This is a genomic window from Dactylosporangium salmoneum (assembly GCF_039532525.1).
GTDB classification, from domain to species: domain Bacteria; phylum Actinomycetota; class Actinomycetes; order Mycobacteriales; family Micromonosporaceae; genus Dactylosporangium; species Dactylosporangium salmoneum.
The window spans coordinates 1-13,874 of the sequence record NZ_BAAARV010000003.1 but is presented as its reverse complement, the minus strand read 5'-3'; the positions used below and the strand labels follow the sequence as shown (position 1 = coordinate 13,874).

The following is a 13,874-nucleotide window of genomic DNA, read 5'->3' as shown; positions in this document are numbered from 1 at the left end:
CGCGACTACCTCGGCGGCGCAGGTATCTAAGTATAGAAATATTACGTATGATGCCGCCATCACGATCTGTGATTGCCGTTGCTCGTGGGAAGGGATACCACGCAGTGGTCCACTCCACCTCCGCGCCCCGGTCGCGCCGAGCCGGGTTCGCCGCGTTCGTCGTCGCCGCCGTCCTCGGCGCCGTCCTGCCCGTCGTGGCGGGTGCGGCTCCTGCGGCCGCGGACGCTGGCAACGTCGCGCTCGGCCGGCCGATCACCGCCGCCTCGGTCATGCCCTTCGCGTCCTACTATGCCAACGACGGGGACCCGAACTCGTACTGGGAAAGTCCGCCGAATGCCTTCCCGCAGTACATCACGGTCGACCTCGGCAGCGCGCGCAACGTTTTCCGCGTGGTGCTCAAGCTGCCGCCGCAGTGGCAGACACGGACGCAGACAGTCACCGTGCGCGCAGGGAATGCGGATCCCAATCCCATCGTCGTCGGCGCTAGGGCGTACACGTTCAACCCGGCCGCCGGAAACGTTGTGACGATCGACTTCACGCCGGGGTACCGCCGCTATGTCCAGCTTGTCATCGAGGGCAATTCCGCCTGGCCGGCGGCGCAGCTTGCAGAGTTCGAGGTGTACGAGGTCCCGCCGGCGCCGCCGGCACTGTCGATCAGCCCGGGCAGCGTCAGCTTCGGCAGCGCCACCGTCGGCGCGACGAGTGCGGCGCAGCCCGTCACCCTCGCCAACACCGGCGGCAGCCCGGCGACGCTCACGCCCGTGACGGTCACCGGCGACTTCCAGCGGCTCGGCGGCACCTGCGGCGCGACCCTGCCGGGCGGCGGCTCCTGCACCATCACGGTCGTGTTCAGGCCCACCGTCACCGGTTCACGGTCTGGCACGCTGTCGGTGAGCTCGTTGTCGGTCGCGCTCGCCGGCACGGGAGCCGCCGCGCCGCCGCCCGACCTGGCCGCGTTCCGGCAGGTCTGGGCGGAGTCCTCGGGCATGTCCACCGGCGCGGACGCGGTCGACCGCAACCCCGACACTGTGTGGGAGAGCCGGGCGAACAACTTCCCGCTGCCCATCATGGTCGACCTGAACGCCAACTACCAGGTGTCGCGAGTGGTGCTCAAGCTCCCGGCCGGGTGGACGGCACGGACCCAGACGATCGCGGTCACGACCTCGCTCACCCCCGACCCGTGGACCACGGTCGCCGACATCAGGCCGTACCTCTTCGACCCGGCCAACGCGAACACGGTAACCATCACGTTCCCGCCGACCAACGCGCGATACGTGCAGCTCATCTTCTTCGGCAACACCATGTCGCCGTCGGCCCAGCTCGGCGAGTTCGAGGTCTATCCACTGTAGACCCGCCGCCGTGCGAGCCGCCGCCACAACGGCGGGCCGCGACCCCGACTCGATCACCTGCGCGTGCAACATCATCGTTCGCATCGACCCGTCGCTGGTGCCCACGCCACTCAGGCCTGCTCGATTGGCCGGTCGGCATCGGCTGTCCACCCCGACCACGAGGCGACGTAGACCGGGACGGTGCGGCCGAGCGTGGCGTAGGCGAACGCGACGGTGGTGGCCGAGACACCCGCGCCGCAGTACACGGCCGCCGGAATGGGGAGTGCGGACTGTAGGGCCTCCGCGCTCTTGAGTCTGCCGTCGTCGAACACGGGACTTGGGACGAGTCGCGCGCCGGGGATGTGACCGCCGGCGTAGGCGGCCTTGTCGCGGGCGTCGAGAAGGTTCCCGCGGGCGCCGAACTGGGCGGCGCGGTCGGCGTCGATCGTGGGCAGGCGACCGGGCGATGCGGTGAAGGCGCTCGGCACCGCAGGAGCCGTCGTGGCTATGTCCTCGGTGCCGCCGCCCTCTGCCCGCCAGGCGTCGAGCCCGCCGTCGAGTAGCCGGACGTCGGGCAGCCCGGCCCAGCGCAGTACGAACCAGGCCCGGGTGGCCGCGGAGACGAGTTCGGATCGAGCGGCGTAGACGATCACCGGCGTTGCGCCGTCGATGCCCCAGCTTCGTATCCGATCCGTCACGCTGCGGGCGTCGGGCAACGGCAGCCTCCCGCGCTCGCCGTCCGCGGGTCCCCCGAAGTCGTCCTCGAGTTCGGTCACGTGAGCACCGGCGATTTTGACCTGTGGCGCCGGAAGCGTCGCGGACGCCCGGCCGACGTGCAGCACGACGGGTCGTGGCACCGGATGGTCGATCAGCTCTCGGGCACTGATCAGGTGTTGTGAGCGGGGCTCGGACACGGGAACTCCTCGGGATGGTCTACAGCACGGACGCGAGCAGTGCGCGGGTGTACTCCTCGGCCGGTGACCGGAAGACGTCGGCGACGGGGCCGGACTCGACGGCGGTACCGCGGCGCAGGATCGTGACCGTGTGGGCGAGGCCGGCCACCAGGCGCAGATCGTGGGAAATGAACAGGTAGGTCAGCGAACGTTCGCGCTGCAGCGTCTGCAGCAGTTGCAGCACCTGATCCTGGATTCGTACGTCGAGCGCGGAGGTCGGCTCGTCGAGCACGATGAGTTTCGGGTTGAGGGCAAGTGCACGCGCGATCGCGACCCGCTGCCGCTGGCCGCCGGACAGTTCACGTGCCCGGTGCTGCAACACGTTGGTAGGCAGTCCCACGGCGTCGGCCAGCTCATCGATGCGTGCCTGTCGCTGTCGACGGTTCCCGGCGCGGTAGCGGACCAATGGCTCGCCGATGATGCGTGACACCGTGTACCGCGGATCGAGCGAGCCGTACGGGTTCTGGTGCACGATCTGCAGGTCGCGCCGAACCTTGCGCAGGGCAACGCGGTCCGTGGGGTCGATCGGCTGCCCGGCGAGCCGCACCGCACCGGAGTCGGCGTGCAGCAGGCCCAGCACGACCCGGGCGAGGGTCGTCTTGCCCGACCCCGACTCACCGACGAGCGCGTGTGTGGTGCCCGACGCGACGTCGAAGGAGACGGCGTCGACCGCCGTCAGCCGGCCGAAGGTCTTGCTCACGCTATCGACGGTGAGGGCCGGCCCGGGGGCTTCTCGGGCGGTGTCGTCGGCGCGTTCGGCGAGCGCTACGGCGACAGGCTTGGGGGCGCTCGCGAACAACGCTTCGGCGTACGGCGGCGAGGCCACCCGGCCCCGATCGAGCGTGACGACCTGATCGCTGTGCGCCGCGGCGAGGGCCAGATCGTGCGTGATGAGCAGGACCGCGAGGCCGAGCTCGGCACGCAGTTGGTCGAGCGTGTCGAGGATGCCCTTCTGGATGGTCGCGTCAAGGGCGGAGGTCGGCTCGTCGGCGATGAGCAGCCGCGGCCGTCCCGCGATCGCCGCAGCGATGAGCGCGCGCTGCAGCAGCCCGCCGGACAACTGGTGCGGATAGGAGTCCAGCACCCGGGCGGTGTCGCAGACCCCGGCCCGCCGCAGCAAAGCCTCCGCTTCTGCGGCCAGGCCGCGCTCGGGTCCGGTAAGGCGGAGAATCTCGTACAGCTGGCTGCGCACTGTACGCAGCGGGTTGAACGACATGGTCGGGTCCTGTGGCACGTAGCCGAGTTCGTGTGAGCGGAGCTGCCGCAGCTGTCGTCGCGACGCCCGGCCGAGGTCGGTGCCGTCGAACAGGATCGTGCCGCCCGTGGTGCGCGCGTTGGCCGGCAGGATCCGCAGCACGGCACCGGCGAGCGTGGTCTTGCCGGAGCCGGATTCCCCGATCAGCGCGACGGTCTCGCCGCCCCGTACGTCGAAGGAGACGTCGTGCACCACAGGGTTCCACTGCCGGGCAGCCCGGTAGGCGATCGACAGGTCTCGTACCCGCAGCAGCGGCGGATCGGCGGGTGCTTCAGAGCGACTCATCGAATGCCCTCGCGTCGAGGTAGGTGGACAGGCGGTTCACGGCGAGCACGACGATGACGACCACGGTGGCGGGGGCGTAGACGAGCCACGGTGCTGCGTAGAAGAAGTTCGCGCCCTCGGCTACGAGCTGCCCCCACTCCGGGTTGGGCGGCTGGGCGCCGAAGCCGAGGAACGACAGCGTCGACAGCGCCAGGATCGCCGCGCCGAACTCCAGAACCGCCAGCGAGATGAGCGTCGTGGCGATGTTGGGCAGCAGATGCGCGACCACGATGCCGACGCGGGTGGTGCCGGCGACTTCCGCGGCCTCGATGTACGGCGCCGAACGCACGCGCAGCGCTTCGATCCGGGCCACCCGGGCGAAGCTGGCGATCATCGAAAGTCCCACCGCGACGGCTGCGTTGGCGCTGGAGAACCCGAAGGCGGCGACGAACACCATCGCCAGGAGCAGTGACGGGATCGCGAGCAGCACGTCGATGAGTCGCATCAGCGGTGTCTCCAGCCACCGTGGCCCGAGCGCCGCGGCGAGACCCGCGACCGTGCCGAGGCTCACGGCCACGGCGACGGCGAGGATCGCGCTGAGCACCGAGGTCCGGGCACCGTGGACGATCCGCGAGTACATGTCGCGGCCGAGGTAGTCGGTGCCCAGCCAATGCGCCCCGCTCATCGACGCGAGCTTGTCGGACGGGACGCCGTTGATCGGGTCCTGACCGGCGAGCAGCGAGGGCGCGACGGCAGAGGCGAGTACGACCACGATGACGAGCACGGACAACACGACGGTCGGCGGGATTCGACGTCCCCGCAGGCGCCGGGCGGTGCCCGAGCGTCCGGCTTCGATACCGGGATCCGGTTCGGTGCCGAGGTCGGCGAGCAGGGTGTCGTGGGCGCTACCTGGCATGGCTGAACCTCGGCTGGACGCGTGGGTCGAAGCGCGGATAGACGACGTCGACGAGAAGGTTGGCAAGCATGAACACCGCGGCGTTGACCACGACGATGCCGAGCAGCACCGGCTGATCGTGTTGCTGCACGGCCTTCTGGGTGAGCGCCCCGAGCCCGTACCGGGTGAACACGGTCTCGGTGACGACGGCGCCGCTCATGAGGTAGCCGATGGTGATGCCCAGGACGGTCAGGCTCGGCAGCGCGGCGCCCGGCAACAGATGCCGGGTGAATATCCGGAACTCGGGGATGCCCCGGGCGCGGGCGACGGTGATGTGCGGCAGGCGGTCCGCGTTGATCAGGCTGCGGACGAACACCTGGATCAGCGGTGGCGAGATGGTGATGCCGAGGACGCAGGCCGGCAGGAAGGTGGCGGCGAATCCGCCGTCGCCGTTGAGCGGAACCCAGCCGAGCTGGAACGAGAACGCCTGGATGAACACGACGGCGACCAGGTACACCGGCAGCGAGTAGACGAGTGACGGCACCGACATGAACGCCACACGCAGCGCCGGGATGCGGCCGTACAGCGCGCCGAGTCCGACGACAGCGGTCAGGATGAGCACGATCAGCAGCGCGATGCCGGCCAGCTCCAGCGTCGGTGCGAAGGCGTCGGCGAGCTTGCCGGTCACGGGCTGCCCGTCGGCGAGCGAGTGTCCCAGATCGCCGTGCAGAGCCCGCAGCAAGCCTTCCGCGTACCGCAGCGCCGCGGGCTTGTCGACGCCGTAGTACTGCTTGAGCAGATCCACCGTCTGCGGCGTGTAGCCCGCGTCCGGGTCGCTGAGGCGGTTGCTGATCGGATCGCCGGGCAGCACGACGAGCACAACGAACACGAGCGTGTAGACCAGGAACAGGACCAGCGCGAGTACGCCGGCCCGCCGCAGTAACTGTTTCACTGTGCGCTCTCTTCGCTCAGTCCGGGCGGGACGCGCACGTCCCGCCCGGTCGAGATGGTCGGTCCGGAGCCCGGCTACTTGCTCAGCCAGGCGTCGCAGAAGAACAGCCGCCCGTACGCGTCGACGTTCAGGTCGTGCACCTTCTTCGCCACGGCGAACGTCTGCTGGTTCGTGTCCAGCGGGATCACGTACGCCTGGTCGATCAGGTAGTTCTGCAGCTCGCCGACCGCCTTGGTATAGGTGCCGTCGTCGGTGGCGTTGCTGAGCGCGTCGACATGACCGTCAAGCTCGGCGTCCTTGGCCAGCGCACCGCTGTTGAACCAGCTCGTGGTGACCGCGCTGTGGAAGTTGTTGCGCATCGGCCCGGACACGGTCGGCACGCTGCCCAGCGAGATGGACAGGCTCACGCCGGGCGCGCCGACCGCCGCCGTCTCGTTGTTGGAGTCGACGTTCTTGACCGTCAGCTCGATGCCCACCTTCTTCAGCTGCTGGGCCAGCAGGAGCAACTCGGGCTGCGACTGCCGGATCCACGACACGGAGTACACCAGGAACGACAGGCGCTGGCCGTCCTTCGTGCGGAAGCCCTGTGCGTCCCGGGCCGTCCAACCGGCCTGGTCCAGCAAGTTGTTCGCCTTGTCCACGTCGGTGGTGAGCTTGGCGGACAGGTCCACCCAGCCCGGCACGCCCGACTCGATCACCGACGTCGCCGGCTTCCAGATGCCGGTGAAGTAGAGCGTGTCCACAAGCTCCTTGCGATCCACGGCGTGCTGTATCGCCTGCCGCACGCGGACGTCCGCCGTCGCGGCACTGTTCGGCCGGACCCGGATCTGCACCGAGTACGCGATCTGCTTGGCCGGCAGCACGGTGAATCCCGTCTGGCCGAGCCGCTGCTCGTCGGCCGGGGGCACGTCGCGCATGACGTCGGCCTGCCCGGACTGCAGCAGCCCGGTCCGCACGCTGTTCTGCCCGGCGATCCGGACGGTGATCTTGTCCAGGTAGGCAGGACCGGCGTGCCCGACACCGTCCGGAGCCCAGTTGTAGTCCTTGCGCCTGCTCAGGACGTACTGTTCGCCGGGGGTGTAGCTGTCGAACACGAATGGGCCGCTGCCGACGAGGTTCTTGATGTCGGAGCTGTCCTGGAAGCTCAGCTTGAGCGTCTTCTCGCCCACGATGCCGCTGTGGTAGAAGGTCAAGGCCCGGATGAAGCCGTACGCCGGTCGGGAGAACTTCACCGCCACGGTGTCGGCGTCGGTCACGGTCGCGCTCTCGAACCCGGCCGGCCAGGTGTAGGTGCCCGGGATGCCGAGCGCCTTGTCGCCCTTGCCTTTGATCGTCAGGTTGTCGGCGACGACTTGCGCGTTCAGCGCCGAGCCGTCGCTGAACGTCACACCCTTGCGGATTTTCAGGGTGAACTGGGTGCTGTCGGGGTTGGCCGTCCACGACTCGGCCAGCCACGGCCTGAGCGTGCTCGACTCCGCGTCCCAGTAGACGAGCCGGTCGACGAGAGCGCTGAAGATGATGCCCGGCTCCCAGTCGTTGACGTCGGTCCATTGGAAGTCGGGGTTGTCGTAGGAGGCGAGGTAGACCAGGTTGCCGCCGGACACCGGCGCGCCGGCGTTCTGCGATGGCGAGGCCGCCGGGTTCGAGCCGCATGCGGCCAGGACGGTGACGAGCGCTACCGCGATGGTCGCGGTCAATGCTGAAGCGGTACGGCCTGAGCGGCGCCGGGCGCTACCGGGCCGAGCAGGGGGTTGACCGTCGAACATGTGAAGTTGCTCCTTCTCGGGGCTCATGCGATGCCGAGGTTCTCGGCCAGCAGACGGGACTCGTACTCGCGGCGGAACAGCCCGCGCCGCTGCAGTTCGGGCACGACGTTGTCGACGAAGAAGTCGGCCGGCCCGCGGTGGTACGGAGGGAACAGCTGGATCCCGTCGAAGACCCGCTCGACGAAGTTCGCCTCGAGCCAGTCGGCGAAGCCTGCGGTGTCGCCGACGAAGATCTGCTCGCCGTGCAGGTGGCTCTGCACCGCGTGGTACAACTCGGCCAGCGTGAGATCCTCGCCGAGTCGCTTGGCCAGCAGATCGTGCAGCCAGTGCGCGTCGTCGAGACCGCCGCGTTTCACGGTGCTCGCCTCCCTGGCCAGGCCGCCGCTCCGGTTGGTCTTGAGGGCGTCGCCGCTCAGCCGTTCCAGCGGCAGCACGTCGGCCGCCCGGCTCGACGCCCGGACACCGGCCAGGTCGACGCCGAACACCTTCGAGAAGTAGGCCGGGATGACCTCTTCGGTCTGGACGCGATGGGCCTCATTGAATTTCTCCCGCGCCTCGCGCTTGGTGCCGGCGACGAAGAACGTGATGCCGGGGATGATCAGGAACTTGTCGGGATCGCGTCCTGCCTCGGCGACCTGTTGCTTGACCTGTTGGTAGCGGCGCTTGCCCTCCTCGAATCCGTAGTACGGGGAGAAGCGCACCTCGGCGTGGCGGATCCCGAGTTCGAGTGAGCGGGCCGACTCGCCGACATGGATCAGCGGCACCTTGCGCTGCACCGGCGGCGGCGCGTTCAACGGGCCCCGAACCTGGAAGTGCTTGCCCACGAAGTCGATCGGGTGCCAGCTGTCCGGCCGGATCAGGGTGCCGCCGTCACGGTCGTCGAGCAGTAGGTCGTGGTCCCAGCTGTCGTGCAGCAGCCGGAACAACACCTCGGTGAACTCGTCCGCGCGGTCGTACTTGGACTGCTCGCCGGGCAGCGGCCAGCCGCCGAAATTGCCCGCCGGTCCGCCCTCCCGGTCGATGCCGTAGACGAGGTTCACGCCGATGCGGCCGGCACTGAACCGGTCCGCGGTCGCGATCTGCCGGGCGACGAAGTACGGGTGCTCGAAGGAGGTGTTGTAGCTGGGGAAGAACCCGACATGCTCGGTGACGGCCGCGAGCGTGCCGGCGTACACCGAGTTGTCCCACCGGAAGACCCGGTTCAGGCGGTTCGGTTCGGTCGCGAGCGCGCTGCCGCTGAAGACGTAGTCGAGCTTGCCCCGCTCGGCGATGCGGGCGACGTCGACGATGACGCTCGGGTCCAGCAGTCCAGAGTTCGTGGCGCCCGGCAGCCGCCAGGCCTCCAGATCCCATCCGGTTCCATAGGCGGCCAGGCCGATCCTGAGCCGGCGTGCAGAAGACACGACTGTTCCTTCCGTACTGAGAGAGGCACGCGCCACGGCAGGAGCCGCCGAACGATCGGCAGGCAGCAGGGATCGGGGGAGCGGCGCGCGGGTGCGGTGAAAGAGGCTTGGCTGATCAGCGACAGCGCGCGCTGCAGACCAACATCATGTCGACGGCACGGCGGCGCGTCAGCAACGCTGACCGCATCCCCGCCATCACCGAACCTCCATGTGGATCCACTTTGAATCCATACCGTATCACTAGGAACTCGGCATGGCTACAGTGGTGATCGACAGCGGTGCGCAGCGAGGAGATGTTCCCAGGTGGCAGCACAGAACGAGAACCCGGCGAAGCACGTCGGCGCGGACGACATCTACACCCAGATCCGGCGCCGGATCGTCGAGGGGCACGTCACGCCGGGCCTGACGCTCGGCGAAGCTCAGCTCGCCTCCGAGTACGGCGTGTCCCGCACGCCGGTCCGCAACGCCCTGGCCCGGCTCGAACAGGACGGCCTGTTCGAACGCGTGCGCTTCGGATACGCAGTGCCCGTCCGCAGTCCCGAACAGGTCGTCGAGCTGTTCGAGGCCCGCATCATCCTCGACCTCGCCGCGGCCGAGCTGGCCGCGCAGCGGCGCAGTGAGCTCGATCTGGCCCGGCTCCGGCACCTTCTCGAGCAGGCCGAGGCTGCCACCGGGGCAGACCTGATCCACATCAACGATGCGTTCCACGACGCATTGCGCGACGCGGCCCACAACCCGACGGTGGCGCAGTTGGCGAGCCGGGTCGACGCTCAGCTGGCCGCCTACGAAGCCCGGCCGGCCGGCACGCCCGACGATCGGCAGACCACCCAGGACGAGCACCGGCGGGTGTTCGACGCCGTCCACGACCGTGATCCGGCCCGGGCGCGCAGCGAACTGCAGGCCCACGTTGAACGGGCACGCGATCTGCGCATCGCCGCGCTCGCCCGCGAAGACCGCAAGACCTGATCCGCGCTGGGCCTGCCCGACGGCCGGTTCGGCCCGGATGCCCCGGTCAGCACCGCCGACCTGCCCGCGGACATTCCCCGTCAGGAAGGCCGCCGGTCACTGATCGCGGGCCGGGACCGTGTACTGCAGCAGCAGCGTGTCGATCCAGCGGCCGTGCTTGTGGCCGACCGCAGTCAGGCGGCCAGCGTCGGTGAAGCCCGCCCGCCGGTGCAGGGTGGCCGAGGCGTCGCTACCCGTGTCGGCGATGACCGCGATCACCTGGCGCACGTCGGCGGCGGCGCAGGACTCGAGCAGCGCGCGCAGCAGCAGCGTGCCGAAGCCCGCGCCGGTGTGCCCCGGCGCCAGGTAGATCGAGTCCTCGACGGTGTGCCGGTACGCGGGCTTGGGCCGCCACGGTCCCACGTACGCGTAGCCGGCGACCTCGCCGCCCGCCTCGCCCACGAGGAACGGCAGGCCCCGCTCGGCCAGGTCGTCGAGGCGCCCTCGCCAGTCGGCGGTCGACGGCGGGTGCTGCTCGAACGTGGCCACCGTGCCGGTGACGTAGTGCGCGTAGATGTCCGCGACGGCGGCGAGGTCGCCGGGCGCGGCCGGGCGGACGAGGAGGTTCGGGGCCATGACCCCATCAGATCATGCAGGCCCGCGGATGGTAGGCGAGCGCGACGCCCTCTGTGCCGGCCTGGAAATCGCCCAGCCGGGCCGGCGATAGAGTGCGCCGGTGCAGGTTCGGCTCCTGGGTCCGATCGACGTGCTCGTGGACGGTGCCGCGCGGCCGGTGCCGGGACTGCGGCGTCAGGCGGTCCTCGCCGCGCTGGCCGTCGTGCCCGGCGAGGTCGTCGCCGCGGACCGGCTGATCGAGATCGTGTGGGGCGCCGACCCGCCCGCGACCGCGCCGAACGCGCTGCAGCAGCACGTGTCGTTCCTGCGTGACCGGCTGGGCAGCCGCGACGCGATCGTGGCCCGGCCGCCCGGGTACGCGCTCCAGCTCGACGGCGACGCCACCGACGCCGCCGAGGCCGATCGGCTGGTACGGCTCGCCGCCGAGGCCACCGAGCCGGCCGAGCGGGTGCGGCTGCTGCGCGCCGCGCTCGGGCTGTGGCGGGGCCGGGCCCTCGCCGATGCGGCCGAGCTGCCGGGCTTGCGGGCCGCGGCCGAGCGCCTCGACGCCCTCTGGCGCACCGCCCGGGCCGCCCTCGTCGAGGAGCGGCTCAGGCTCGGCGAGCACGCCGCCGTGCTGGCCGACCTCGAGCGGATGACCCGCGAGCGGCCCCTGGACGAGCGGCTGCACGGGCAGCTGATGCTGGCCCAGTACCGCGACGGGCGGCGCGCCGAGGCCCTCGACAGCTACCAGCGGCTGCGGCGCGCGCTCGGCGAGGAGCTCGGCCTGGACCCCGGGCAGGCGCTGCGCGACCTGCACGCCGCCATCGTGCGGCGCGACCCGATGCCGGACCCGGCCGGCGGCGCGGGCCCGGCGGCGCCCACCGCGGTGCCGGCCCAGCTGCCCCTGGCCGTGCGCGGGTTCACCGCCCGCCGGGCCGAGCTGGCGTGGCTCGACGACCTTGCCAGCGGGGCCTGCGTCATCACCGGGCCGGCCGGCGTGGGCAAGACCAGCCTCGCGGTGCACTGGGCGCAGGGCGCGGCCGCGCGGTTCCCGGACGGGCAGCTCTACGTCTCGCTGCGCGGCTTCGACCCGGCCGGCCCGGCCATGGACCCGGCCGAGGCGCTGCGCGGGTTCCTGCTCGCCCTCGGGCTGCCCGCCGAGAAGCTGCCCTCCGGCGTGGACGAGCTGGCCGCCCTGTTCCGCGGTACCGTATCCGGCCGCCGCGTGCTCGTGGTGCTCGACAACGCCCGCGACGCGGACCAGGCCCGGCCGCTGCTGCCCGGCGCGCCCGGCTGCCTGGCGCTGGTCACCAGCCGCGACCGGCTCGCCCCGCTCGTCGCCGCCGGCGCGCACCCGGTCGCCCTGGACCTGCTCACCGGCGCCGAGGCCCGCGACCTGCTGGCCAGCCGGCTCGGCGCGGACCGGGTGGCGGCCGAGCCCGGCGCCGTCGAGGACATCATCGCCAGCTGCGCGCGGCTGCCCCTGGCCCTGGCCGTCACCGCCGCGCTGGCCGCCACCCGGCCGGGGGCGTCGCTGGCCACGCAGGCGGCGCAGCTGCGGGCCGCCGCCGGGGGCCTCGACGCGCTCGACGGCGGCGACGCGGCCACCGACGTGCGGGCCGTGTTCTCGTGGTCGTACCGCGCGCTCGACCCGGCCGCCGCCCGCCTGTTCCGGCTCCTCGGGCTGCACCCGGGCCCGGACTGCACGGTGCCCGGCGCGGCCAGCCTCGCCGGGCTCGGCGTGGAGGAGGTCCGGCCGTTGCTGCGCAGGCTCGTCGAGGCCAACCTCGTCGCCGAGCGGACCCTCGGCCGCTTCGCGCTGCACGACCTGCTGCGCCAGTACGCGACCGAGCGGGCGCGGGCGAGCGAGGACGCCGGGGAGCTCCGCCTCGCGGCGCATCGCGGCCTCGACCACCATCTGCACACCGCCCGCGCCGCCACGCACCTCATCGACCCCGGCCGCCGCCCGGTCGACCCCGGCCCGCCGCTGCCGGGCGTCACCATCCCGCCGCTGGGCGACCGTGACCGGGCGATGGCCTGGTTCACGGCGAACCACCAGGTGCTCACCGCGGCGATGCGCATGGCCGCCGCCGACGGCTTCGATACGCACACCTGGGCGCTGGCGTGGGCCGTGATGCCGTACCTCAACTGGCGCGGCCAATGGGACGAGATCCTCGCCGCCGAGGCCCGGGCCATCGACGCGCTCGGGCGCCTCGACGAGCCCGAGGCGCTGGGCCAGGCCCACCTCGACGTCGGCCGGACCTACGCCCGGCTCGGCCGCTTCGACGAGGCGGCCGTGCACCTCGACCAGGCCATCGCCCAATTCGCCGGCATCGGCTACGTGGACGGCCAGGCCCGGGTGCACTACATCCTCGCCTACAACCTGCAGAGCCAGGGCCGCGACCGGGAGTCGCTGCCGCACACCGAGCGGGCGACCGAGCTGTTCCGCGCCAACGGCGACCTGCTGTGGGCGGGCCGGTCCATCGGCAGCCAGGGCTGGGTCCTCGCCCGGCTCGGCGAGCACGAGCGCAGCCTGGAGGCCTGCCGCGAGGCGATCGAGCTGTCCAGCCGCTTCGACGACCGGTTCCCGCAGGCGGCCTCCCTGCACAGCATGGGCTACGCCCTGCACCACCTCGGCCGGCACGGGGAGGCGATCGACAGCTTCCGCGAGGCACTGCGGCTGCTGGAGGGCTTCGGCGACAGCACCGCCCTCGCCGACGTCTTCCTGCACCTCGGCGACGCCCTCGCCGCGCATGGCGAGCGACCGGCCGCCGTCGAGTGCTGGCGGCGCGCGCTGCGGCTGCGTGAGGACCTCGCCGACCCGAGCGCCGAGGAGGTCCGCGAGCGGCTCAGCGGGGACGGGTGACCGTCGTGGCGAACGCCTCGACGGCGTCGACGACGGCCTCGAAGCGGGGCGAGTGGAACAGGTCGAAGGCGTGCTGGCCGCCGGGGAGCTCGACGTAGTACACCGGATTCGCCGACACCTCGCGCAGGCGCCCGGCGAACGCGCGGTTGTCCGCGACGGACACGAGCGGGTCATTGTCGCCGTGCACGATCAGCACCGGTGGGGCGGGAGCGGTGGCCAGGGCCAGCACGAGCACGGGGATCGCGTAGCCGGGAGGCATTACCGCTCCTTCACGGCGAGGGCGAGCGCCGGCAGCATCGCCGCGGCGGTCAGCAGGAACGTCAGGGGGTACCCGGCCGAGGTCACGACCAGCCCGGCCAGCAGCGCGCCGCCGGCCATCCCAAGATCATAGGCGGTGTTCCAGATCGCGCTGACGATCAGCTCGCCGCCGGCCGGCGCGCGGTCGTACATCAACGCGAGGGTCGCGTTCTGCAGCACCCCGAAGCCGGCGCCGAAGACCAGCGCCCCGCCGATCACCGCGGCCGCGCTGCCGGTCAGCGCCATGGCCGCCATGCCCGCCACGGCCAGCGCCAGGCCGGGCACCAGCAGCCGGGCCGGGCCGCGGCGGTCGCCGAGCCGCCCGGCCACCC

At 71.4% G+C, this 13,874-nt stretch carries 12 protein-coding genes; 3 read left to right on the top strand and 9 right to left on the bottom strand.

Annotated features, from left to right (window positions below; translation table 11 throughout):
* Positions 1 to 104 precede the first annotated feature (104 nt).
* On the top strand, positions 105 to 1,349 hold the full coding sequence (locus ABD352_RS00260; protein ID WP_344610102.1) for a galactose-binding domain-containing protein: 1,245 nt from the start codon (positions 105 to 107) through the stop codon (positions 1,347 to 1,349).
* A gap of 110 nt (positions 1,350 to 1,459) precedes the next feature.
* Here ABD352_RS00260 and ABD352_RS00255 read toward each other — a convergent pair whose 3' ends face one another.
* The 6 genes from ABD352_RS00255 to ABD352_RS00230 form a co-directional block, all read right to left on the bottom strand.
* Positions 1,460 to 2,104 carry a sulfurtransferase gene (locus tag ABD352_RS00255; protein ID WP_344610101.1) on the bottom strand — a complete coding sequence of 215 codons (645 nt, stop codon included), beginning with the start codon at positions 2,102 to 2,104 and terminating at the stop codon, positions 1,460 to 1,462.
* A 157-nt stretch (positions 2,105 to 2,261) separates the two neighbouring features.
* Positions 2,262 to 3,821 carry a nickel ABC transporter ATP-binding protein NikE gene (gene nikE / locus ABD352_RS00250; RefSeq protein WP_344610100.1) on the bottom strand — a complete coding sequence of 520 codons (1,560 nt, stop codon included), beginning with the start codon at positions 3,819 to 3,821 and terminating at the stop codon, positions 2,262 to 2,264.
* Positions 3,808 to 4,716 carry an ABC transporter permease gene (locus ABD352_RS00245; protein ID WP_344610099.1) on the bottom strand — a complete coding sequence of 303 codons (909 nt, stop codon included), beginning with the start codon at positions 4,714 to 4,716 and terminating at the stop codon, positions 3,808 to 3,810. Before ABD352_RS00245 ends, nikE begins: the two co-directional genes overlap by 14 nt.
* Positions 4,706 to 5,647 (bottom strand): ABC transporter permease, encoded by a 942-nt coding sequence (locus ABD352_RS00240; protein WP_344610098.1) that lies wholly within the window; start codon positions 5,645 to 5,647, stop codon positions 4,706 to 4,708. Before ABD352_RS00240 ends, ABD352_RS00245 begins: the two co-directional genes overlap by 11 nt.
* Before the next feature lie 74 nt (positions 5,648 to 5,721).
* A complete protein-coding gene (locus ABD352_RS00235) occupies positions 5,722 to 7,344 on the bottom strand; it encodes an ABC transporter substrate-binding protein (RefSeq protein WP_344610097.1) in 1,623 nt (540 codons plus the stop codon).
* 92 nt (positions 7,345 to 7,436) lie between these two features.
* Complete coding sequence (locus tag ABD352_RS00230; protein ID WP_344610096.1) at positions 7,437 to 8,816, bottom strand: LLM class flavin-dependent oxidoreductase; 1,380 nt, start codon at positions 8,814 to 8,816, stop codon at positions 7,437 to 7,439.
* Between the two features lie 303 nt (positions 8,817 to 9,119).
* Between ABD352_RS00230 and ABD352_RS00225 the strand changes: the two genes are divergently transcribed.
* The gene (locus tag ABD352_RS00225) at positions 9,120 to 9,782 is read left to right on the top strand and encodes a GntR family transcriptional regulator (RefSeq protein WP_344610095.1); all 663 of its coding nucleotides are present in this window, start codon (positions 9,120 to 9,122) and stop codon (positions 9,780 to 9,782) included.
* Between the two features lie 96 nt (positions 9,783 to 9,878).
* Here the strand turns inward: ABD352_RS00225 and ABD352_RS00220 are convergent, their stop codons facing one another.
* A complete protein-coding gene (locus tag ABD352_RS00220) occupies positions 9,879 to 10,397 on the bottom strand; it encodes a GNAT family N-acetyltransferase (protein WP_344610094.1) in 519 nt (172 codons plus the stop codon).
* 100 nt (positions 10,398 to 10,497) lie between these two features.
* On the opposite strand from ABD352_RS00220, the gene ABD352_RS00215 reads away from it, so the two are divergent.
* On the top strand, positions 10,498 to 13,245 hold the full coding sequence (locus tag ABD352_RS00215; RefSeq protein ID WP_344610093.1) for an AfsR/SARP family transcriptional regulator: 2,748 nt from the start codon (positions 10,498 to 10,500) through the stop codon (positions 13,243 to 13,245).
* On the opposite strand, the gene ABD352_RS00210 is transcribed toward ABD352_RS00215, so the two are convergent.
* Together ABD352_RS00210 and ABD352_RS00205 are read right to left on the bottom strand one after the other, a co-directional pair.
* Positions 13,229 to 13,504 carry an alpha/beta hydrolase gene (locus tag ABD352_RS00210; RefSeq protein ID WP_344610092.1) on the bottom strand — a complete coding sequence of 92 codons (276 nt, stop codon included), beginning with the start codon at positions 13,502 to 13,504 and terminating at the stop codon, positions 13,229 to 13,231. The two genes, ABD352_RS00215 and ABD352_RS00210, sit on opposite strands and share 17 nt — an antisense overlap.
* The coding region (locus ABD352_RS00205; protein ID WP_344610091.1) for an MFS transporter at positions 13,504 to 13,874 on the bottom strand (371 nt) is incomplete at its 5' end. The genes ABD352_RS00205 and ABD352_RS00210, both read right to left, overlap by 1 nt.